Genomic DNA, 20,019 nt, shown 5'->3' on the forward strand with positions numbered 1-20,019 from the left:
GCGGGGGAAGGCGGCGGAGACTGGTTGCAACCGCAACCTTGTGATGGCGTCATCGACGCTGCGACGCAGCATTGGACCAGGCATCCTCCTGGCGGGTGCCTGCATCGGTGGATCCCATTTGATGTCGTCCACCACGGCGGGAGCCCGTTTCGGCTTTGCCCTGGTGGGCCTGATCCTGCTGACCAATCTGATCAAGTACCCGTTCCTGCGTGTGGGCACCCGCTTCACAGCGGCCACCGGACTGTCGCTGCTGGAGGGTTTCCAGAAACGCAATTCCCTTTACCTGCCGCTTTATCTGGTGGTGAGCCTGGTGACGGGGACCTTCACCATTGCGGCGGTGAGCTTTGTGGCGGGGCTGCTGCTCACCAACATTCCTCTGCTGGCGGGACTGGACCCCTACGGACTGTCCATCGCCGTGCTGGTGGTGAGTGGCCTGGTGCTGCTGTTGGGGCACTACCGGGCGCTCGACCGTCTCTCCAAATTGTTGGTGGTGCTGCTCACCCTGCTCACGGGGGTCGCGGCCGCATCGCTGCTGATCCGCGGCCCTGTCGGGGATGTGGCGGCGAGTTGGGTCAGCACTGATCCCAGCCCCTGGACCCTGGCCAACCTGGCCTTCCTGATTCCCCTGATGGGCTGGATGCCCGGACCGGTGGAGATGTGCGTGTGGCCATCGTTGTGGATGTTTTCTCGCGCGCGCGACACCGACCACACCGCAACGCCGAAGGAGGCCGAGTTCGATTTCAACCTCGGCTACAGCGTCACGGTGGTGACGGCGATGTTCTTCGTGATCCTGGGTGCCTACACGATGTACGGCAGCGGTGACGGAATGCTGGCCGGCAGTGGTGTGTCTTTCGCCCAGAAGCTGATCAAGCTCTACACCGCTGCCATGGGTGGTTGGGCGGCCTGGGTGATTATCCCGGCGGCCTTCTCAGCCATGTTCAGCACCACCCTCACCTGCCTGGATGCCTACCCCCGCAGCATTGCCGCGATCCAGGGCTTGCTGCGTCATCACGACAGTGGTGATTCAGCGCCGGGGCCCATGCAGCGTCGCTTCGATATCTGGGTCATCGTGCACTTTCTGGCGGCTGTGCTGGCGTTGGTGGTGGCCAAGACCGGCGGTATTGGGGTGAAGGATTTCGTGTTCGGGGCGATGACCGGCAGTTTCCTCACCGCTCCTTTGTTCGCCTGGATGGCGATGGACACGATCAACAGCCCCTTGGTTCCGTTGGAGCACCGTTATGGGCGACTTACCCAGGCCTTCTGCTGGTTTGGCCTGGTGTTTTTCAGTGGCTTCAGCCTGCTGTTCATCGGCCGCTTCTTCCTTGGCCTTGGCGGCCGATTCCGCCTTGGCTTCAACAAAAAACCCCTGCCATCGGCAGGGGTTGGGCTTCCGTTCTTCTCGTCTTGGTGGGTTGGGCTTGTCCAGCCCAAGGCTGGTCAGTGCTCGTTACCTGATCAGCTCTCGACCTTCACAGAAACGCTGGTGTGCTCCACAGCCTTACCGGCGTTGATTTCAAGAATGCCGTCCCGATAGCTGGCCTTGAGCTGGTCGCGATCAAGGCTGTGGGGGAAACGGAAGCTGCGGCTCCAGGTGCCGCTGCGGAATTCGCTCAGCAGAGGTGCTTCGGTGTCGTCGCTGTTGTTCGCAGGTCGTTCGGCGCTGATCACCAGGTTGCGATCGGTGACCTTGACGTCGATCGAGTCCCGGTCCACCCCGGGCAGTTCCAGCTGCACGGTGTAGCCGGTTTCGGTCTCGCGGATTTCAGCGTTGGGAACGCGTTCGGCGGTGGCCAGTTGCTGCTCGAGACGCTCGAACAGCTCGAAGGGGGATTGGCGAAGGGTCAGCATGATGGTGGCTCCGAAGAATGAACATCTGCGGACTGGGTTGATCGCCCGCCATCACAATCTGCGCCGCTTGGATGAGAACCAGAAGTGTGAGAACCGTCCGTTTTGATTCGGTCTCTACCACCAGGTTCGGCTGGCACCACAGGGATGGTGTTGAAACCGAATCTCCTTAAAGCCACCACCAGTCGCTGAAGCAGGCCGCCTGGCCGCAGACCTGCTCTTCTGCATTCCAGAGGGTCCAGATCCGGGCCTTGTTGATCATGAATCGCCGCCCTTTGCGGCTGATGCGAATGCCGCGATAGTTCTGCACTGCATCGAGGCGTTTGGCCTGGCCGAGGGCGCTGCTGCGTTCAGCCCGTTCGCTGTCCGGTGCGGTGAGCCGCGAGGGCATGCCGATCAGTTCATCCCAGCGGCTGTCCCACAGCTGCAGGGCCGCAGCGTTGGCGTAACTGAGCTTGGGATCCTGCTCCGTGCCGTGGGCCAGCACCGGAAAGCCGCAGGCGAACAGGTTCTGGCAGATCAGCCGCTTTGAGCAGCCCGGTTGGGCGGAAGCGATCAGCGGCCTGCTGAAGGCCCGTTGATGCGATTGCAGCAGCAATCCTGCGAGCTCTTGTTTTTTGGTGGTGAGCCAGGCGGCTTCGCTGGCCATGGCTCTGCTCCGCTTCAGCTGCCGGCTGCCATGGCCTGCAGCATCGCCTTCTGGGCACTGGCCTGGCCATGGGCCTTGAGGTTGTTCAGGAAGGTGCTTCGGGCCTCTACAAAGCGCGGGTCTTCCGCAAGCGGCAGCTCTCCGGCGGCATCGAGGCCCGTGTCGCCCTCCATCGCTGGGGTGATCACGACCAGGTCGCCATCGAGGCTGCGGTTGTAGCGCCACCACAGGGCCGGGTCCTGCACGGCCGCATGGGGCGGCAGCGGTGTCGCCTCTTGCGGTGTGCTGACTTTTTTCTCATCTTTGGCTGCCGCCGCCCGCTCCGCCAGGGCCTTGCGCCGATGTTCCGCCAGGTCTTCCAGCAGCCGAGCTCGGTTGCGGCCCCGCAGTTGGAACAGCACGAAGGGATCTTCACTGAAGCGATCTCCCATCAGGAAATACACCGCGCTGATGTGTTTGCAGGGGTTGGCTTTGTCGGGGCAGCTGCACTCGCTGCGCACTTCCTGCAACTTGAACGGGAACAGTCGTTTGCCGCTGGCGGCGAAGGCCCGCTCGATGTCGGAGGGCATGATCCCCGCCAGCAGCTGGGCCGACCAGCGGGCTTTCTGGGTCAGGGCTTCCAACACATAGCCCCAGTCCTCATCGTTGAGCACATCCAGCCAGAGCTTCACCTTGTAGGGCGCTTCATCAGTGCCCTGGACGCGGGCGTGAACGCGGCGGCCTTCAAAGCGGATCGAGGTCACATGGCCTTCGCGGGCGTAGCCCCAGGCCCGCTCCAACCGTTTTTTGAAGCGGTAGCCGTTGATCAGCTCCATCCATTGCTCCACCCACCAGGGCTGTTGGCCCAGGCCGTCGTCGCCGATGGCGGTGATGCTGTTGGTGTTGCCGTTGCTCAGGGTCATGGTCAGGTGTCCTCTAAGGCGACGAGATTGCGCAATTGATCGCCACCGAGGCTTCCCAGCCAATCCTCCCCGGAGCCGATCACATCCTCCGCCAGGCGTGATTTCTCCCGGATCATGCGATCGATCTTTTCCTCCACCGAGCCGCTGGTGATGAATTTGTGCACCATCACACGGTTGGTTTGGCCGATCCGATAAGCCCTGTCGGTGGCCTGGTTTTCCACGGCCGGGTTCCACCAGCGGTCGATGTGGAAGACGTGGCTGGCCCGGGTGAGGTTGAGGCCCACACCACCGGCCTTGAGCGAGAGCAGGAACAGCTGCGGACCGCGGGGATCTTCCTGGAAGCGATCCACCATTGCCTGGCGTTCGCTCTTGCGTGTGCCGCCATGCAGGAAGGGCACTTCTGATTTCCAGCGCTGCTGCATCCAAGCCTGCAGCAGATGCCCCCATTCGGCGAACTGGGTGAACAGCAGGGCCCGATCGCCTGCTTCGATCACCTCATCGAGAATTTCTTCCAGCCGCTGCAGCTTGGCCGAACGGCCCAGGAAGCCATCGTCCACCGCCCCTTCGCTCAGGGCGAGGGCGGGATGGTTGCAGATCTGTTTCAGCCGGGTGAGTAGGGCCAGCACTTGACCGTGGCGCTGTCCGCGCGGCGCCCGCGCAATGGCATCGAGGGTGTCTTCCACGGTCTTGCTGTAAAGGGATTTCTGCTCCTTGCTCAGCCCCACCCATTCGCTTAGCTCTACCTTCTCCGGCAGGTCGGAAATGATCGTTTTGTCGGTCTTCAGCCGGCGCAGGATGAACGGACCCACGCGGCCTTTGAGATCCCGTAGGGACGACATATCGCCGTAGCGCTCGATTGGCATCCGGTAGCGCTGGCGGAAGAAGTCCTCTTCCCCCAGCACCTTGGGATTGAGAAAGTCCATCAAGGCCCACAGTTCACTCACCCGGTTCTCCACCGGGGTGCCAGTCAGGGCGATGCGGAAGCGGTTGCTCTTGCTGCGGCCGGGGCGGGCCAGGTCTCGGGCGGCCTGGCTCTGCTTGGCGCCGGGGTTCTTGATCGCCTGGGCTTCGTCAATCACCACCCCCTGCCAGTCCTGGGTTTCCAGCAGTTCGCTGTCCCGCTGCAGCAAGCCGTAGCTGGTGAGCACCAGATCGACATCCTTCAACGCTTTCTTGAGTTCGACGGGTGTGGAGGGGCGGCGCGGGCCGTAGTGCTCGATCACCGCCAATTCCGGGGTGAACGATTCCGCTTCCCGTCGCCAATTGGTGAGCACCGAGGTGGGGGCCACCAGCAGCACTGGGCGCTTCAGTTCCTGCTCTGCTTTGAGGTGCTGCAGAAACGCCAGCAGCTGAATGGTTTTGCCCAGTCCCATGTCATCGGCCAGGCAGGCCCCTTGGTCGAAGCGGTGCAGGAAGGCGAGCCAGCCCAGCCCGCGCTCCTGGTAGGGCCGCAACTGGCCACTGAATCCCTCGGGGGCCGGCAGGGGGTCGGGGGCCTTCTGCTGGTGGTATTGCTCCAGCACCGATTGCAGCCGCGGGCCGGCATCGAAGCGGTGCACCGGCATCCGCATCAGCAGTTCCCCTTCTGTTCCCGTCAGCCGCAGCGCGTCATCGAGGCTCAGTTCCGGTTTCGCTCCACAGAACCGTTCGGCGTTCTTGAGGTCGTTGGGCCGCAGTTCAATCCAGGCCCCCTTGTGGCGCACCAGGGGGCTGCGCTTGCCGCTCAGACGCTCCAGTTCCCGCAGGGTGAGCGTCACCCCGCCGATCATCAGATCCCACTCCCACTCCAGAGATTCGCCCAGGGTGAAGCCGCGGGATCGCTCTGGAAGTTCGGCCTTGATCGACAGGCCCAGCCGGCTGGCCAGGCCACCGGAGAGGCTGGGCGGCAGCTCCACACCCACGCCGGCATCCCGCAGCTGACGAGCGGCCGTGCGCACCAGCACGAAGGCTTCGGCCGGGGTCAGCTGCATCGTGTCCGGCGTGGCGCTCTCCAGGCCTCGTTCGATCGGTGGGAACACCGTCAGGGCTCGTCCCAGACCCTCCAGCAGCACTTCGCCCGGTTGATCCACCTGGATCTCCCCCAGTTGCAGCATCTCGGCGCCGGAGGCCCAGGCCGCGGCGGCCGGGAGCTTCAGGCTGGGGTCAGCTTCCGCTTGCAGCCCGAAGCGCAGTTCCCAGAGATCCTCCCCATCCGGTGGGGTGTGCAGTTCCAGGCAGGTGCGGGCCGCAGCAAATCCGCCGGCGATGCCCTCTCTCCAGTGATGGCTGGCTGTGGCCAGGCGTTCGGCCTCTTCGTCACCGATCTCGATCACCCCGGTTTCTGATCCCAGGGCTTCCTGCCAGAGGGTCAGCAGGGGATCGAGGCCATCGGTGGAAGGCTGAAAATCCTTGCGCAGCTGCGCATCCACCAGGTCTTCCAGCAGCGTCGCCACTCGCAGGCGCCCGCTGCGGGGCCGGCAGCTGGCCACGGGGTTGGCGGCTCGCATGGCCTCGGGACGCAATCGGGTGGTGCGGTTGCTGCGGCGCCCCAGGGGTTCCCGCCAGGGCAAGGCACAGGTGGCCACCAGCGGCAGGCTGGCCGCCAGATCCTCGAGTCGGCGCCGGTCTTCTTCCCGGTTGAGCAGCGGCACCCAACGGGCCCGATGGGGATAGCCCTCCCCTTTGCTGAGCTCCATTTGGGGAATCCAGCGGCCCCGGGCCACCAGGCTCAGGGCCCAGCGCTGCAGATGGCTCCACCAGCGCAGTTCGTCAGCCAGGTCGGGATTGGTGCCGGAGAGCGGCAATCGGGACAACCACTCAGTGGCTGCCGATGCTTCAACGGCTAGTCCCTGCACCTGCCAGGGCCACCATTCGGTTTGCTTGGGAATCGGTTCGCCGGCTTGCATCGGCAGCCCGGTCCAGCCCGGTGGTTCTGAGGCCGGTTCTTCTTTCTTGGCTCGGCTTTTGCGCGGCTTCACCGTGCGGCTCGGCAGGGTGAGACAGGCCGTCGCATCGATGCAGCCGCCCGGCAAAAGGTCGCGTTCACTCAGCCAGGCCCTGAGGTCGTCATGGCTGAGGGTGAAGGGGTGCAGCGCTGGGGTGAGGCCTGGGCCTTCCGGTGTGGCCACCCGCCAGGTGTCAGCCCAAACGAGCAGTGCCGGTTGGCCGGAACTGCTGGAGGTGCGGATGGCGGGAAGCCAGGTGGCGTGCAGCAGGCTCATGGCCGCGACGCGGGCAGGAAGCGAAGGGTGCCGTGGAGCAGGAGAGCACTGCCGATCAACGGCAGCCAGGCCTGAATGAGCTCCAGTAGTAATGATGCCAGGTCATCGACCTGCCAGTTGTCAAGGGTTAGGGGCATGCCGAGGCTGCGCAACCCGCAGACCGCCCCCACCAGACCCGCCTGCAGATGCCCGTCATCGGGGTCCACCCGTTGCAGGTGGAAGGCCAGAAGGCCGTAAAAGAGCCCGCAACCGCCGGAACGCACGGCCGCTTCCAGGCCCCAGGGCAAGCTCAGCAGGCCTGCGGTGATGCCGGCAGCCAGCGCCCAACCGATCGACTGCAGCCGCAGTCGCTGGCGAATCTCAGGATCACTGGGTGGAACGGCCACGGGCGCCGGCGGTTCAAAGGCGATCATGACGGCAGGATCCCCCCTTCCTGTCATGGTTGCCGCCGCATCGTCGTCTTCTGCAGCGTCTGCACCGCGCAGTGGGGATGAGATCCGTGAGGCTTTTCTCAACTTCTATGCCGAGCGCGGCCATAAGCGGATGGCCAGCGCTTCGTTGATTCCCGAAGACCCAACGGTGCTGCTCACCATTGCGGGAATGCTGCCGTTTAAGCCGGTTTTTCTGGGCCAGCAGGCGCGACCCGCGCCCCGGGCCACCAGTTCGCAGAAGTGCATCCGCACCAACGACATCGAGAACGTGGGGCGCACGGCCAGGCATCACACCTTTTTCGAGATGCTCGGCAACTTCTCGTTCGGGGACTACTTCAAGCAGCAGGCGATTGAGTGGGCCTGGGAGCTCAGCACCGTTGTTTATGGCATCGATCCCAAGAACCTGGTGGTGAGTGTCTTCCGGGAAGACGACGAAGCCGAGCAGATCTGGCGCGATGTGGTGGGGGTGAACCCCAAGCGGATCATCCGCATGGATGAGGCCGACAACTTCTGGGCGTCCGGCCCAACCGGCCCCTGTGGCCCCTGCTCGGAGATCTATTACGACTTCAAACCCGAGCTCGGGGATGAGGGCATCGATCTCGAGGACGACGACCGTTTCATCGAGTTCTACAACCTGGTGTTCATGCAGTACAACCGCGACGCTGAGGGCACCCTCACGCCGCTGGCCAACCGCAACATCGACACCGGCATGGGCCTCGAGCGGATGGCCCAGATCCTGCAGAAGGTTCCCAACAACTACGAAACCGATCTGATCTTTCCGCTGATCCAGGCGGCCGCGGATCTGGCGGGGGTCGACTACCACCAGCTCAACGACAAGGGCAAGACGTCGTTGAAGGTGATCGGTGACCACAGCCGTGCTGTGACGCAGCTGATCTGCGATGGCGTCACCGCCAGCAACCTGGGCCGCGGCTACATCCTGCGGCGGCTGCTGCGCCGGGTGGTGCGCCATGGCCGCCTTCTCGGCATCGACAAACCCTTTCTCGTCACCATGGGCGAGGCAGCGATCGCCCTGCTCAAGGGGGCTCACCCCAGCGTGATTGAGCGCCAGGAGGTGATCCTGGCCGAGCTCCAGCGGGAGGAAGCCCGCTTCCTCGAGACCCTCGAGCGCGGCGAGAAGTTGCTGGCGGAGGTGCTGGCCTCCAAGCCCACCCAGATCAGTGGTGCCCAGGCCTTTGAGCTGTACGACACCTACGGCTTCCCGCTTGAGCTCACCCAGGAGATCGCGGAGGAGCAGGGCCTGGCCGTCGACCTCGATGGGTTCGAGGCGGCGATGGAGGAACAGCGCCAGCGGGCCAAGGCGGCCGCGGTGAGCATTGATCTCACGCTGCAGGATGCGATCGATCAAGTGGTGGTGGATCAGGCGGCCACCTGTTTCCAGGGGTATGAAGCCCTCGACCAGGCCTCCTGCGTGCAGGCTCTGGTGGTGAACGGCGAACCAGCCACCACCGCCAAGGCGGGTGATGCGGTTCAAGTGGTGCTAGACACCACGCCGTTTTACGGAGAAGGCGGCGGTCAGGTGGGGGATCGCGGGGTGCTTGCGGGCAGTGATTTGATCGTTCGGATTGCGTCGGTGAGCCGCAGCCGCGATGTCTTCGTCCATGCCGGCCGGGTGGAACGCGGCGAGCTCGCCTTGGGCGACACCGTGAAGGCTCAGGTGGACCGTGCCTGCCGGCGTCGGGCCCAGGCGAATCACACGGCTACCCACCTGCTGCAGGCAGCGCTCAAGCAGGTGGTGGATCAAGGCATCGGCCAGGCCGGATCACTGGTGGATTTCGATCGCCTGCGCTTCGACTTCCACTGCCCTACGGCGGTGACGGCGGATCAGTTGCAGCAGGTTGAAACCATGATCAACGGCTGGATCAACGAGGCCCATGCGCTGCAGGTGCAGGAGATGGCGATCGACCAGGCCAAGGCGGCTGGTGCCGTGGCGATGTTCGGCGAGAAGTACGCCGATGTGGTGCGTGTGGTCGACGTGCCCGGTGTGTCGATGGAGCTCTGCGGCGGTACCCACGTGGCCAACACTGCTGAGATCGGCCTGTTCAAGATCGTGGCGGAAAGTGGCGTTGCCGCCGGTATCCGCCGGATTGAAGCCGTTGCCGGCCCCGCCGTGCTCGCCTATCTCAACGAGCGCGATGCAGTGGTGAAGCAGCTGGGGGATCGCTTCAAGGCTCAGCCGGCCGAGATCGTGGATCGTGTGGCGTCCCTTCAGGAGGAGCTCAAGGCCACCGGCAAGGCCCTGGCCGCGGCTCAGGCGGAACTGGCGGTGGCGAAGGCCGGCGCTCTGGCCGCCAAGGCCGAGGCCGTGGGCGACTTCCAACTGCTGGTGGAACGCCTTGACGGCGTGGATGGCGCTGGTTTGCAGGGTGCAGCCCAGAGCCTGGCGGATCAGCTGGGGGATGGTGCGGCCGTGGTGATCGGCGGTCTGCCGGATCCTGGCGACATGGGCAAGGTGATCCTGGTGGCGGCCTTCGGCAAGCAGGTGATCGCTGCCAAGCTCCAGGCCGGCAAATTTATCGGCGGCATTGCCAAACAGTGCGGCGGTGGCGGCGGTGGACGCCCGAACCTGGCCCAGGCCGGGGGACGCGATGGTGCTGCCCTCCCTGCTGCTCTTGAGTCCGCTCGCTCCGAGCTGGCGGCAGCGTTGGCTCAGTCCTGAAGGTACGTGGTCTGTCGCAGGCTGCTTTCGAGGTGATCCAGCAGCCGGCGTGACTCGTCGATGCGCAGCTGGCCGTTATTGATGGCCACTTCCGCCGCTACCCGCAAACGCTCTAGCAAGGCACGGGGGTCGTGCTCCATCGCTTCCAGCACATCGGCATTGGTGTCACCACGTACGACGTGGTCAATGCGATAGCTACCGCCGGGGCTGAGGCGAATGTGCACGGCGTTGGTTGTGCCGAACAGGTTGTGCAGATTGCCCATCACCTCTTGGTAGGCCCCGCTGAGGAACAGGCCGATCAGATAGGGGTTGTTGTCGTCGAGCTCGTGCAGCTCCAGCAGCTGTTTCGGTTGTCCATCTCCGATGAAGCGATCCAGGCGTCCATCGGAATCACAGGTGAGGTCGGCGAGGTTGGCCAGTCGGTTCGGCCGTTGATCCAGCTGCTGGATGGGCACCACCGGAAATAGCTGATCAATGGCCCAGGTGTCGGGTGCTGAGCGGAAGATCGACAGGTTGGCGTAATACGTTCCCGCCAAAGCCTTGTTGAGGGCTGCGAGCTCTTCCGGGATGGCTTGATCCTTGGGCAGTCGCTGCGCAATCGCATCGGCACAGGCCCAGGTCAGTTGTTCAGCGGTGGCACGGTCGGGTAGCCCCATGTACCCGAGTCGGAACGCGGCAAGCGCATCCTGTTTGAACTTCAAGGCATCGTTCCAGGCTTCTTGCAGTCGCACCAACTGTGCATCCGCCGTCGCCGATAACTCCTGAATGGTGGTGAGGGTGTCCCGCAGGTTGCGAACGGTGAGTGGTTCGTCTCCACTGGCGTTGGGAATCGATGCGGGGAGTGCGCTGCTGCCAAGAATGTCGAACACCAGCAAGGAGAAATGGCTGGCAATGGCGCGACCGCTTTCGCTCACCAGCGTGGGCACGGCAACACCATTGGGTTCGCAGCACTCCCGCACCGTGGCCACAACATCGTTGGCGTAGTTCTGCAGCGAGTAGTTCGTGGAGGCCGACGATGCGGTGCGGCTGCCGTCGTAGTCGATGCCGAGTCCACCGCCCACATCCAGAAATCCCATCGGGGCCCCCAGTCGGGTGAGCTCCACATAGATCTGCCCCGCCTCTTGGAGAGCGTCTTTGAGCACGGCAATGTCGTTGATCTGGCTGCCGATGTGGAAGTGCAGCAGGCGCAGATCTTGGAGCAGATTGTTGTCCCGAAGCCTTTCCACCGTTGCCAGCAACTCGGGAATGGAGAGGCCGAATTTGGCCTTGTCGCCAACGGAACTGCCCCAACGCCCTGTGCTGCGGCTGGAGAGTTTGGCCCGCACGCCGATGTAGGGCGCTGCTTCCAGGCTCTTGCTGGCCTCAATGATCCGGTCGACTTCGTCCGGCTGTTCAATCACCACCACCGGTTGGCGTCCTAGGCGCCGCGCCAGGATTGCGGTCTCGATGTAAAGCCGATCCTTGTAGCCGTTGCAGATCAGCAGGGCTGCGGGATCGTCCAGCAGCGAGAGAGCGATCAGCAATTCCGCTTTGCTGCCCGCTTCCAGTCCGAAGTTCCAGCGCTTGCCGCAGCTCACCAACTCCTCCACCACGTGGCGTTGTTGGTTGCACTTCACCGGAAAGACGCCTTGATACCGGCCGGGGTAGCTGTATTGCGCGATGGCGCGTTCAAAGGCGGCGTGGAGCCGCTCCAGGCGGTCTTCGAGGATGTCGTCGAAGCGAATCAGCAGCGGCAGAGCCAGGTTGCGGCTTTTCAGCTCCGACACCAGATCCACCAGATCCAGGCTGCCGCCGCGATCCCCTTGGGGTTGAACGCTGATGTGTCCGCGTCCGTTAATTGAAAAGTATGGATCGCCCCAGCGGTCGAGGCCGTACAGCGCAGCACTGTCTTGAATCGACCAGTGTTCGCTGTCTGACACCTGTGTCTGGATGAAGTGGATGGCTGGAATCTAGGGACATTCCCTGCGCTGCCCAAGGCCTGTGCTTGCCAAGCGGGGTGGCCAGCACTGACGATGGCGGCGCTTTTCATTCACACCAAATCCATGGCCGAACGCACGTTCATCGCCATCAAGCCCGACGGCGTCCAGCGCGGCCTGGTGGGCGAGATCCTCGGCCGCTTTGAGCGCAAGGGATTCAAGCTGGTGGGTCTGAAGCAGATCACTCCCAGCCGCGCCCTGGCTGAGCAGCACTACGGCGTCCACAAGGAGCGTCCTTTCTTTGCTGGTCTGGTCGACTTCATCACCTCCGGCCCTGTGGTGGCCATGGTTTGGGAAGGTGATGGCGTTATCGCCAGCGCTCGCAAATTGATCGGTGCCACCAAGCCCCTCGAAGCCGAGCCCGGCACCATTCGTGGCGATCTGGCCGTCAACATCGGCCGCAACGTCATCCACGGTTCCGATGCTGCGGAAACCGCTGCCTTCGAGATCGGCCTCTGGTTTGAAGCCTCCGAGCTGAACGACTGGTCTCCTTCTGATCAGGAGTGGCGCGTCGAAGGCTGATTCCTCAGTTTTCGAATCGATCCCAACGGAAAGCCTCCAACAACGCCTCTTCGGCTGCGTTGGGGGCCTTTTTCATGACGCCGCCGGCCGTCAGCTCAGCCGTGATGGCAGCGAGGAGAACGCCATTGCGGTGGTGCCCGCAGGCCAGCCACAGGCCTGGCAGCGGGCCAGGGCCGAGCAGTGGGCCTTCGTCGGGTGTGCAGGGCCGGAACCCCCACCAACGCTCCATCGGGGGCCAGTTGGCCGCAATTGGCAGCAGGCTGGCGATGCCCGTTTGCAGTTGTTTTTGGCCATCGGGCGTGAGGCCTTCAGCAAATCCGGCGCCCCGTTCGCTGGTGGCTCCCACCACGATCAATCCGTCTTCGCGTGGAACCAGATAGGTGCCGGGGCCGAAGATCACTCGCTTGAGCGCCTCTCGCGGCCCTTGTAGGGAGAGCATCTGGCCCTTCACCGGGAACACGGGCAGTTGCGGCACCAGCTGTTGGCTCCAAGCACCGCTGCAGAGCACCGCCTGCCGGCAGCTCAGTTGCTGCTGTTCCCCTTCGGCGCTGCGCAGATGGATGCCGCTGAGCTGTCCAGCGGCATCTTTTTCCAGACCAAGCACCTCGGCCCCTTCCATGAAATGCACGCCCAGGGACACGCAGGCGCGCTCCAGGGCCCGCATCAATTGCCTTCGGTTGTCGATCTGGCCGTCCTGCTCGAACAGCAACCCGGTGCTCCACTCCGGCCCCAAGTCTGGGATTTCCCGCTCCAGGCCCGTGCGGTCCAAGGTTTGCCCGAGGCTGGCGGTCGGGTAGAGGTCCCGCTCGGTTGCTGTCCGGAACGGCACCACGATGCCGCTGGTGCGCAGGCCGCAGCCCAAGCCGCTGTCCCCCTCGATCTGTGCCACCCAACGTGGGATCCGTTCGAGGCTGGCTTGGCCCAGTTCCAACAGCTTGCCGCTCAATCCTTCGGCATGGGGCGCCAGCATGCCGGCAGCCACAAAGCCGGCAGCTTCACTGCGGCGGCGGCTGATCACGGACACGCTCTGCCCGCGACGGGCCAGCTGATGAGCAACGGCCAAGCCCATCAGTCCCCCACCCAAAACGCAGACGGCTGAGGCAGAGGCGGCAGTCATGCGCGAGAAAGGCCCTTGGTTGTCATGCTGTCAGGACAGGGCTTCATCCTGATTCCATAGGATCCCGGAATCTGCTTCACATCAAGGGCGCATGGCCGACGCAGCAACCCAACCGGCCTGGGAGGCCGTGATCGGTCTCGAGACCCACGTGCAGCTGGGAACTGAAAGCAAAATTTTCACGGCGGCGTCGACCACCTTTGGTGATGACCCCAACACCCACATCGACCCGGTGGTGTGCGGTTTGCCCGGCACGTTGCCGGTGCTGAATCAGAAGGTGCTCGAGTACGCGGTGAAGGCTGCGATGGCCCTCAACCTCAACATCGCCGAACACAGCAAGTTCGACCGGAAGCAGTATTTCTATCCCGACCTCCCGAAGAATTACCAGATCTCCCAGTACGACGAGCCGATCGCCGAGGAAGGTTGGATCGAGGTGGAGGTCGCTGAAAAAGGAAAGGACACTTACCTGAAGACGATCGGCATCGAGCGTCTGCACATGGAGGAGGACGCCGGCAAGTTGGTGCATGCCGGTAGCGACCGTCTGGCGGGATCCACCCATTCCTTGGTGGATTACAACCGCGCTGGTGTGGCCCTGGCCGAGATCGTCAGCAAGCCGGATTTGCGCACCGGTCGCGAGGCTGCGGAATACGCCTCGGAGATCCGCCGGATCATGCGTTACCTGGGTGTGAGTGACGGCAATATGCAAGAGGGATCCTTGCGTTGCGACGTCAACATCTCTGTGCGTCGGGGGCCGGATGCGCCCTTCGGGACGAAGGTGGAAATCAAGAACATGAACTCGTTTTCGGCCATCCAAAAGGCCTGCGAGTACGAGATCAAGCGTCAGATCAAGGCCTACGAAACCGGTGAGCCGATCGTTCAGGAGACCCGCCTCTGGGACGAGGGAAAGCAGCTCACCAAGAGCATGCGCAGCAAGGAAGGGGCCAGCGATTACCGCTACTTCCCGGATCCCGACTTGGGCCCGATTGAGGTGAGTGCGGATCAGCGGGAGTCCTGGCGCGCTGAGCTGCCCGAGCTGCCGGCAGTCAAACGCCATCGCTACGCCGATGCTCTGGGCCTTTCCCAGTACGACGCGCGGGTGCTCACCGATGAGCGTCCGATGGCCGATTACTTCGAGGCCGTTGTGGGCGCTGGTGCTGACGCCAAGCTTGCGGCGAACTGGATCACCGGAGACATTGCTGCCCACGTGAACAGCAACCGGCTCAGCTTTGCCGAACTGCCCTTCCGGCCTGAGCATTTGGCCGAGATGGTGCAACTGATTGATGGGGGCAAGATCAGCGGCAAGATCGCCAAGGAGATCCTTCCTGAGCTGCTGGAGAAAGGCGGCTCACCCAAAGCGATCGTCGACGAGCGCGGCCTCGGCATGATCAGCGATCCGGCGGCCATTGAGGCGATCGTCGATGAGCTGTTGGGATCCCATCCCGATGAGGTGGAAGCCTTCCGTGGTGGTAAGACCAAGCTGCAGGGCTTCTTTGTCGGACAGTTGATGAAGAAGACCGGTGGTAAAGCTGATCCCAAACTCGCCAACCAGATTCTGAGCAAGAAACTCAAGGGTTGATGAGCGGAGCAGCATCCATTCCCGACGCCTGGAAGGAGTGGCTGCTGCAGAACCGCGATCGAGGCTGTGATTCGGAGGGGCTGATTCAGCGGGCCCTCGATCAGGGGTTTTCGCGAGAGGCGATTGCGGCCGTTCTCAAGTCGTCCACCCCGGATTGGCTCGCTTGGTTTGAGTCCCCCCTCACCCGAAAGGAGCACCGGCCCCGTGCCTGGCGGCTCGATACCTCACTCGCTCAGTTGTATGAGTTGCCGGCCCTGCTCAGCCACGAGGAATGCGGGCAAGTGATCGACGCCATCAATGCGTCACTGCAGCCGTCGACGGTGACCCGCGGTAGCAGTGACTACCGCACCAGCCGCACCTGCCATCTGCGTCAGAACCATCCCCAGCTGGCGGCGACCCTGGATCAGCGCTTTGCGGCCTTATTCGGTGTTGATCCGCGCCTCTCGGAACCGATTCAGGGGCAGCGCTACGACCCCGGCGAGTACTTCAAGGAACACACGGACTGGTTTTCGCCGGGCACGGAGGAATACGCCACCCACACGGACAGCGGCGGGCAACGCACCTGGACGGTGATGGTTTATCTCAACGCTGTTGAGCGGGGGGGAGAGACGCTGTTCCGCCGCCTGGAGCGTTCGTTCACGCCTGTGCCTGGGATGGCGTTGGCCTGGAACAACCTCCAGGCCGACGGCACCCCCAACCCCTTCACGCTGCATGAGGCCTTGCCGGTGGAGGCGGGCCACAAATGGGTGATCACCAAGTGGTTCCGTGCCGACTTCGGGCGGAACGGTTGATCAATAGACGACGTCGTCCCCTGAGGTTGAAGCGCCGATCTCTTGATGCAGCTCCTGCATCACTGTTTGCCCATCGGGGGAAATCAGCACGGTCGATTCGACTGTTGCGGGAAGCCCAAGCACTTCCCAGCCTGGAGGGCCTCCCTGGAACTTGAATTGGAAGCCGTTGGCGTCCTGTTGCGCCAGGCAGGGGTTCTCCGTTGGGTCTTTAAACATGCAGCCCGCCGGGTGATATTGGCGAAGACCTCCATTCGCTAGAGCGCCACTGTTGCGCGCATGGTTGATGGCGCGCCTCGTTGCTAACGGGTCTTCTTGCGCCATTGCCGAGGAGGTCACGATTAGGCCTCCAAAGACCAGGGCTAGCCCGGCCAGTGATGAGGGAAGCATGGGAAGGAGGGCGCTCAACTGCATTTTGGGCAAAAAGGGGGATGTCTTGGACCCTGATCAGTTCTTCTGAGGTTGGTTCAGCAAATCCATGGCCTGGGCTTGCCAGGCGCCGGGTTGGCCTCGATTGGAAATCACGTGGTCTGCGAGGTCGCGTTTCCGGCTCAGGGGCCATTGGGCGGCGATGCGGGCTTGAGCAGCTTCAGCACTCAGCCCGTCCCGTGCGATCAAACGCTCGAGTTGTTGGGATTCATCGCAGTCCGCCAGCCAGATTTCGCTGCAGAGCGACTCCAAATTCGCTTCGAACAACAGCGGAATCATCAGCACAACGGCTGGCGCTTTCGCATGGAGTGTGAGTGCTCGATCGAAGCGCGCCCGCACGATCGGGTGGATCAGTTGCTCGAGCCACTGCCGCTCAGCGGGGTCCTGGAAGACGATGCGACCCAGGGCAGCTCGGTCGACGGCCGCGTCTCCCTCGGCCTGAACCGTGGCGCCATATCGCTGCAGCACGGTGTGGGTGGCCTGGCGCCCAGGTGCGAGAGCCTCTCGGGCGAATTGATCCGCATCCAACACCGGAAGACCTTGTTGCGCCAACCAACGCCCCACGCTGCTCTTGCCGCTTGCAATTCCGCCCGTGAGCCCGATGCGTCGTTGCGAGAAAAGCTCGCCAGGCGCCATGGTGTCGGAGCAGGATGCACCCAGTGTCTCGCGGCGGATCTGCGGTGGCGATGGCTTCTTCTTGGCAACCGATCCAGGGTGGTGTGACGGCGCCGAATGGATTCCAGGCTGCGGGCATCGTTGCTGGCCTGAAGCCTTCGGGTAAGCCTGATCTGGCGCTGGTGTTGGCACCGGAGGCGGCTATTTGTGCGGGCACCTTCACCACCTCAGTGGTGCGGGCGGCCTGTGTTGATCTCTGCCGTGATCGTCTCGTCAGCCATGGCGGCCAGGCCCGTGCTGTGTTGATCAATTCCGGTCAGGCCAATGCCTGCACCGGGGATCGCGGTTTGGTTGATAGTCAGCGCGCCACCCAGGTGCTTGCGGATCAGCTCGGCGTTGATGCGGAGTCGGTGTTGATCTGCTCCACAGGCGTGATTGGTGTGCCGATTCCGATGACGACCCTCTTGGCTGGCTTGGCTCCTTTGGTTGAAGCCCTGGATGACGCGGGTGGTGATGCCGCTGCCAACGCCATCCTCACCACCGATTTGGTGGACAAGCAGGTGGCACTTGAACTGGAGCTGGAGGGGCGCCGGGTGCGCATCGGAGGGATGGCCAAAGGCTCGGGAATGATTCATCCCGACATGGCCACGATGCTCGGATTCTTCAGTTGCGATGCTGGCGTTGACGCCGTCGCCTGGCAGGGGATGGTGCAGCGCGCGGTGCAGCGTTCCTTCAACGCCATCACCGTCGATGGAGACACCAGCACCAACGACACCGTGCTGGCCTTCGCGGCAGGCCTACCGCTGGCCCAAGAGCACCATGCCGTTCTCGAACAGGGCCTCACTCAGGCGATGCAGCAGCTCGCCCAGGCCATTGCCCGGGATGGTGAAGGGGCGACCTGTCTGATCGAGGTGCAGGTGGAGGGTGCTGTTGACGAGGCCGCGGCGTTGCAGGTGGCGCGCACGGTTTGTGGCTCGTCCTTGGTGAAGACCGCAGTTCATGGCCGTGATCCGAACTGGGGGCGGATCGTGGCGGCAGCAGGTCGCTCCGGCGTGTCTTTCGAGCCGGATGCCGTTGCTCTTTGGATTGGTCCTCATCAACTGATGGCGGCCGGTCAACCCGTGGCCTTTGATCGCGCTGCAGCCAGCGACGTCTTACGGCAAGACCACGTCCCGATTCGCCTCTGCCTCGGGCATGGCTCCGGAAGTGGTCAGGCCTGGGGATGTGACCTTTCGGATCAATACGTGCGAATTAATGCCGATTACACAACGTAGTAACCCCTATGTTTTGACCAAGAGCCAGAATTTTGCAATCTTGAACAATGGAAACAAATAGTTCAAAAGATGAGTTTTTTGTGATTTTGGAATACATCAAGCTTTTGCTTGTATTTCTTTTGATCTTTCAGTCTCTCTTGAATGCGCAATAACATTTTCTACCTTCATCCCGCCAAGTGTGGAGGGTCGTCTGTTGCAAGCTGCCTTAGGGAGCTAGATTTGCCGTGCCTATTTGCCAGCCAAATCAGCCTTGATGATGCAACAGTCGAAGCTTTGACTAGCAGTGAAAAAACAATTTTTCATGGTCATATTACTGACTTGCCAACGCCCCTGACTCATGATGAGAGGCGCATTTATTCAGATATTCTCAGGATTCTATATTATGAATCTGATCTAATCGTCCCCACCCGCAATCCGTCTAATCTTTTGCAATCCTGGATGCACTACACAAAAACTAGAGCTACCAGAATTCTGGATAGTATTCTTGATTCAAGACAAATGATTCTGAATTCCAAGGAGATTGTTTTTTTGTATAAAATATCTCAGCTAAGGCAGAAATGTGCTATATTTAATGAATATGGAGTTTTAATTAGTAAGGGCGAGGACTTCCCTATCTTTGGCCTTAGCGAAAAAGATGAAGAAGAAAATTTGAATATATATATTGATTTTCTGGCGTCAAATAAGTATTTTTTGCCTGAACTATGCTCTATGCAGTTTCAAGCCTTTCGCCTTAAGTGGCGAGACTTGAGCCACGCTATCCTCAAAAAGCATAAATATCTGATAAAGCCGCCTTTGTCGAGTGGTAGCAGGCAGATTTTGTATTATGATTGCGAAAAAATTAATGAATCTCATCAAAAAGCTATCGATAATATGACATGTGAGGGTTTTTCAAGGAGGCTTTCTTGCAAGCGAGAAAATCAAAGTTTCAGCAAGCCAGGCATAAAGGGTTGTGAATTTAGTTCAGTCAACAAAAAGCTCAAGAGATTGGTGCCTGGTGAGTGGGCTCTCTACGCTCAATCAGAAGTTGTATGAAAACCGGCTCATGTGAAAGTTTTTCTATTAGTTGATGATTTGAGTGGAAGGCAGCGCATTCTTATTGGTTATGGATTTAGTCTATTTATGGCAGGATGTGGAAATATTGTTGAGGTTCATGGGCATCCCTGGCCGTGTTTTTAACCTTTGAGGCTCCAGTTAGAATCTCTTTGATTATTTAGGTGCTAATAGTTGTTATTTGCCTGCTTGTGCATTAGTCGTCTTCATATTTGTACTAAAATGAAGAATTGGTGTACATCTGTAGAAGTCATTAGTTTTGGCTCCCCAGATGAGATGCGCCATAATTGAGCGTTAACGCCGATTGCACAACTTGAAGCTTCTATTCTTGATCCCTGCCACAATCCAGATCTAAGTCAGACCCACCCGTGGACAAGACCAGTTCCCCTGACGCTCCCGTTGAGATCCAGTCCCGTTTCTGGGTTGGCCCTTTGGTGGCTGGTTGTTGTTTCGCCCTCGGTTACGGCATCACCGAGCGGGTGCTGACGCTGCAGACCAATGCTGAAGACCCTGTCTCTGAGGCTTTCACACCGCTTGCGTTTCCAGGGGATTCCCTGCAGGAGATTCGGGCCCGGTTCAGCGACGAGGATGCAGCGCTGCAAGTGGATGTCACAGCCCTAGAGGCCGCTGAGGCCGCGAGCCGACCGGCCAAACCAGTGGTCAAGGAAACGATCAAACCCGATCTGGCTCTGCAGACGCCCGAACCTCCGGTGTGGACGGCCCCAGCCTGGTCGGATCCCCAAACCATCGCCCCCGAGCTTGATGACAGCAACGCCGATTCCCTGGTGATTCCAGAGGAGTCCATCGAGGTGATGCCTGCTGTGGTTGTCCCTGATGGTGATTCACCGGTGTTGGTGGCTGAGCCGGAACCTGCGGTGCTGCCTCCTGGTGCTGAAGCCTTTTTTGAAACCATCGAGCCCGTGATCCCGCCTCAGCCTTGATCTCCGATTGGATCTGCCACAGTTGAAGCT

The 20,019-nt window shown here is 61.6% G+C and carries 17 protein-coding genes; 8 read left to right on the top strand and 9 right to left on the bottom strand.

Translation table 11 applies throughout. From position 1 onward, the window contains the following. Positions 1–43: 43 nt before the first annotated feature. A complete protein-coding gene (locus tag Q3Y53_RS02575; protein ID WP_303532767.1) occupies positions 44–1,534 on the top strand; it encodes an NRAMP family divalent metal transporter in 1,491 nt (496 codons plus the stop codon). On the opposite strand, the gene Q3Y53_RS02580 is transcribed toward Q3Y53_RS02575, so the two are convergent. From Q3Y53_RS02580 to Q3Y53_RS02600, 5 genes are all read right to left on the bottom strand, one after another. After that, positions 1,456–1,848 (bottom strand): Hsp20/alpha crystallin family protein, encoded by a 393-nt coding sequence (locus Q3Y53_RS02580; RefSeq protein WP_226424573.1) that lies wholly within the window; start codon positions 1,846–1,848, stop codon positions 1,456–1,458. The genes Q3Y53_RS02575 and Q3Y53_RS02580 overlap by 79 nt on opposite strands. A gap of 166 nt (positions 1,849–2,014) precedes the next feature. Continuing rightward, positions 2,015–2,494, bottom strand: a complete 480-nt coding sequence (locus tag Q3Y53_RS02585) for an MEKHLA domain-containing protein (RefSeq protein ID WP_303532461.1) — start codon at positions 2,492–2,494, stop codon at positions 2,015–2,017. Between the two features lie 14 nt (positions 2,495–2,508). Continuing rightward, the gene (locus Q3Y53_RS02590) at positions 2,509–3,396 is read right to left on the bottom strand and encodes an SWIM zinc finger family protein (RefSeq protein ID WP_303532465.1); all 888 of its coding nucleotides are present in this window, start codon (positions 3,394–3,396) and stop codon (positions 2,509–2,511) included. 2 nt (positions 3,397–3,398) lie between these two features. Next, positions 3,399–6,596 carry a DEAD/DEAH box helicase gene (locus tag Q3Y53_RS02595; RefSeq protein WP_226424570.1) on the bottom strand — a complete coding sequence of 1,066 codons (3,198 nt, stop codon included), beginning with the start codon at positions 6,594–6,596 and terminating at the stop codon, positions 3,399–3,401. Beyond that, positions 6,593–7,009 (bottom strand): hypothetical protein, encoded by a 417-nt coding sequence (locus Q3Y53_RS02600; protein ID WP_226424569.1) that lies wholly within the window; start codon positions 7,007–7,009, stop codon positions 6,593–6,595. Before Q3Y53_RS02600 ends, Q3Y53_RS02595 begins: the two co-directional genes overlap by 4 nt. A gap of 25 nt (positions 7,010–7,034) precedes the next feature. On the opposite strand from Q3Y53_RS02600, the gene alaS reads away from it, so the two are divergent. Beyond that, positions 7,035–9,704: an alanine--tRNA ligase gene (gene alaS / locus Q3Y53_RS02605; protein ID WP_303532472.1), complete on the top strand. Its 2,670-nt coding sequence runs from the start codon at positions 7,035–7,037 to the stop codon at positions 9,702–9,704. Here alaS and speA read toward each other — a convergent pair. After that, the gene (gene speA, locus Q3Y53_RS02610; RefSeq protein ID WP_303532476.1) at positions 9,695–11,623 is read right to left on the bottom strand and encodes a biosynthetic arginine decarboxylase; all 1,929 of its coding nucleotides are present in this window, start codon (positions 11,621–11,623) and stop codon (positions 9,695–9,697) included. The two genes, alaS and speA, sit on opposite strands and share 10 nt — an antisense overlap. Before the next feature lie 123 nt (positions 11,624–11,746). Between speA and ndk the strand changes: the two genes are divergently transcribed. Continuing rightward, on the top strand, positions 11,747–12,202 hold the full coding sequence (gene ndk, locus Q3Y53_RS02615; RefSeq protein WP_025362563.1) for a nucleoside-diphosphate kinase: 456 nt from the start codon (positions 11,747–11,749) through the stop codon (positions 12,200–12,202). Between the two features lie 4 nt (positions 12,203–12,206). On the opposite strand, the gene Q3Y53_RS02620 is transcribed toward ndk, so the two are convergent. Next, on the bottom strand, positions 12,207–13,319 hold the full coding sequence (locus tag Q3Y53_RS02620; protein ID WP_303532479.1) for an FAD-dependent oxidoreductase: 1,113 nt from the start codon (positions 13,317–13,319) through the stop codon (positions 12,207–12,209). A 91-nt stretch (positions 13,320–13,410) separates the two neighbouring features. Here Q3Y53_RS02620 and gatB point away from each other — a divergent pair, with 91 nt between their 5' ends. After that, the gene (gene gatB / locus Q3Y53_RS02625; RefSeq protein WP_303532482.1) at positions 13,411–14,892 is read left to right on the top strand and encodes an Asp-tRNA(Asn)/Glu-tRNA(Gln) amidotransferase subunit GatB; all 1,482 of its coding nucleotides are present in this window, start codon (positions 13,411–13,413) and stop codon (positions 14,890–14,892) included. Next, positions 14,892–15,683, top strand: coding sequence for a 2OG-Fe(II) oxygenase (locus tag Q3Y53_RS02630; RefSeq protein ID WP_303532484.1), 792 nt, complete (start codon positions 14,892–14,894; stop codon positions 15,681–15,683). Before gatB ends, Q3Y53_RS02630 begins: the two co-directional genes overlap by 1 nt. Here the strand turns inward: Q3Y53_RS02630 and Q3Y53_RS02635 are convergent, their stop codons facing one another. Beyond that, positions 15,684–16,070, bottom strand: coding sequence for a hypothetical protein (locus Q3Y53_RS02635; protein ID WP_303532486.1), 387 nt, complete (start codon positions 16,068–16,070; stop codon positions 15,684–15,686). It abuts the gene before it with no gap. 57 nt (positions 16,071–16,127) lie between these two features. After that, entirely contained in the window at positions 16,128–16,745 is a 618-nt protein-coding gene (coaE, locus tag Q3Y53_RS02640; protein WP_303532490.1) for a dephospho-CoA kinase, read from the bottom strand. A gap of 50 nt (positions 16,746–16,795) precedes the next feature. Here coaE and argJ point away from each other — a divergent pair, with 50 nt between their 5' ends. The 3 genes from argJ to Q3Y53_RS02655 all read left to right on the top strand — a co-directional run bounded on the left by argJ (position 16,796) and on the right by Q3Y53_RS02655 (position 19,989). Beyond that, entirely contained in the window at positions 16,796–17,998 is a 1,203-nt protein-coding gene (argJ, locus tag Q3Y53_RS02645; RefSeq protein ID WP_303532492.1) for a bifunctional glutamate N-acetyltransferase/amino-acid acetyltransferase ArgJ, read from the top strand. 141 nt (positions 17,999–18,139) lie between these two features. Then, positions 18,140–19,030: a hypothetical protein gene (locus Q3Y53_RS02650; protein WP_303532495.1), complete on the top strand. Its 891-nt coding sequence runs from the start codon at positions 18,140–18,142 to the stop codon at positions 19,028–19,030. A gap of 386 nt (positions 19,031–19,416) precedes the next feature. Next, a complete protein-coding gene (locus Q3Y53_RS02655) occupies positions 19,417–19,989 on the top strand; it encodes a hypothetical protein (protein ID WP_303532497.1) in 573 nt (190 codons plus the stop codon). Positions 19,990–20,019: the final 30 nt, after the last annotated feature.

It is taken from the genome of Synechococcus sp. YX-04-1 (genome assembly GCF_030546365.1).
GTDB lineage: Bacteria > Cyanobacteriota > Cyanobacteriia > PCC-6307 > Cyanobiaceae > Parasynechococcus.

Coding starts and splice junctions, on each gene's coding strand:
- Q3Y53_RS02575 (WP_303532767.1), top strand. CDS start 44: ATGGCGTCATCGACGCTGCGACGCAGCATTGGACCAGGCATCCTCCTG.
- Q3Y53_RS02585 (WP_303532461.1), bottom strand. CDS start 2,494: ATGGCCAGCGAAGCCGCCTGGCTCACCACCAAAAAACAAGAGCTCGCA.
- alaS (WP_303532472.1), top strand. CDS start 7,035: ATGGTTGCCGCCGCATCGTCGTCTTCTGCAGCGTCTGCACCGCGCAGT.
- Q3Y53_RS02590 (WP_303532465.1), bottom strand. CDS start 3,396: ATGACCCTGAGCAACGGCAACACCAACAGCATCACCGCCATCGGCGAC.
- Q3Y53_RS02600 (WP_226424569.1), bottom strand. CDS start 7,009: ATGATCGCCTTTGAACCGCCGGCGCCCGTGGCCGTTCCACCCAGTGAT.
- Q3Y53_RS02580 (WP_226424573.1), bottom strand. CDS start 1,848: ATGCTGACCCTTCGCCAATCCCCCTTCGAGCTGTTCGAGCGTCTCGAG.
- Q3Y53_RS02650 (WP_303532495.1), top strand. CDS start 18,140: ATGCGCAATAACATTTTCTACCTTCATCCCGCCAAGTGTGGAGGGTCG.
- Q3Y53_RS02630 (WP_303532484.1), top strand. CDS start 14,892: ATGAGCGGAGCAGCATCCATTCCCGACGCCTGGAAGGAGTGGCTGCTG.
- ndk (WP_025362563.1), top strand. CDS start 11,747: ATGGCCGAACGCACGTTCATCGCCATCAAGCCCGACGGCGTCCAGCGC.
- Q3Y53_RS02635 (WP_303532486.1), bottom strand. CDS start 16,070: ATGCTTCCCTCATCACTGGCCGGGCTAGCCCTGGTCTTTGGAGGCCTA.
- coaE (WP_303532490.1), bottom strand. CDS start 16,745: ATGGCGCCTGGCGAGCTTTTCTCGCAACGACGCATCGGGCTCACGGGC.
- gatB (WP_303532482.1), top strand. CDS start 13,411: ATGGCCGACGCAGCAACCCAACCGGCCTGGGAGGCCGTGATCGGTCTC.
- argJ (WP_303532492.1), top strand. CDS start 16,796: ATGGCTTCTTCTTGGCAACCGATCCAGGGTGGTGTGACGGCGCCGAAT.
- Q3Y53_RS02620 (WP_303532479.1), bottom strand. CDS start 13,319: ATGACTGCCGCCTCTGCCTCAGCCGTCTGCGTTTTGGGTGGGGGACTG.
- Q3Y53_RS02595 (WP_226424570.1), bottom strand. CDS start 6,596: ATGAGCCTGCTGCACGCCACCTGGCTTCCCGCCATCCGCACCTCCAGC.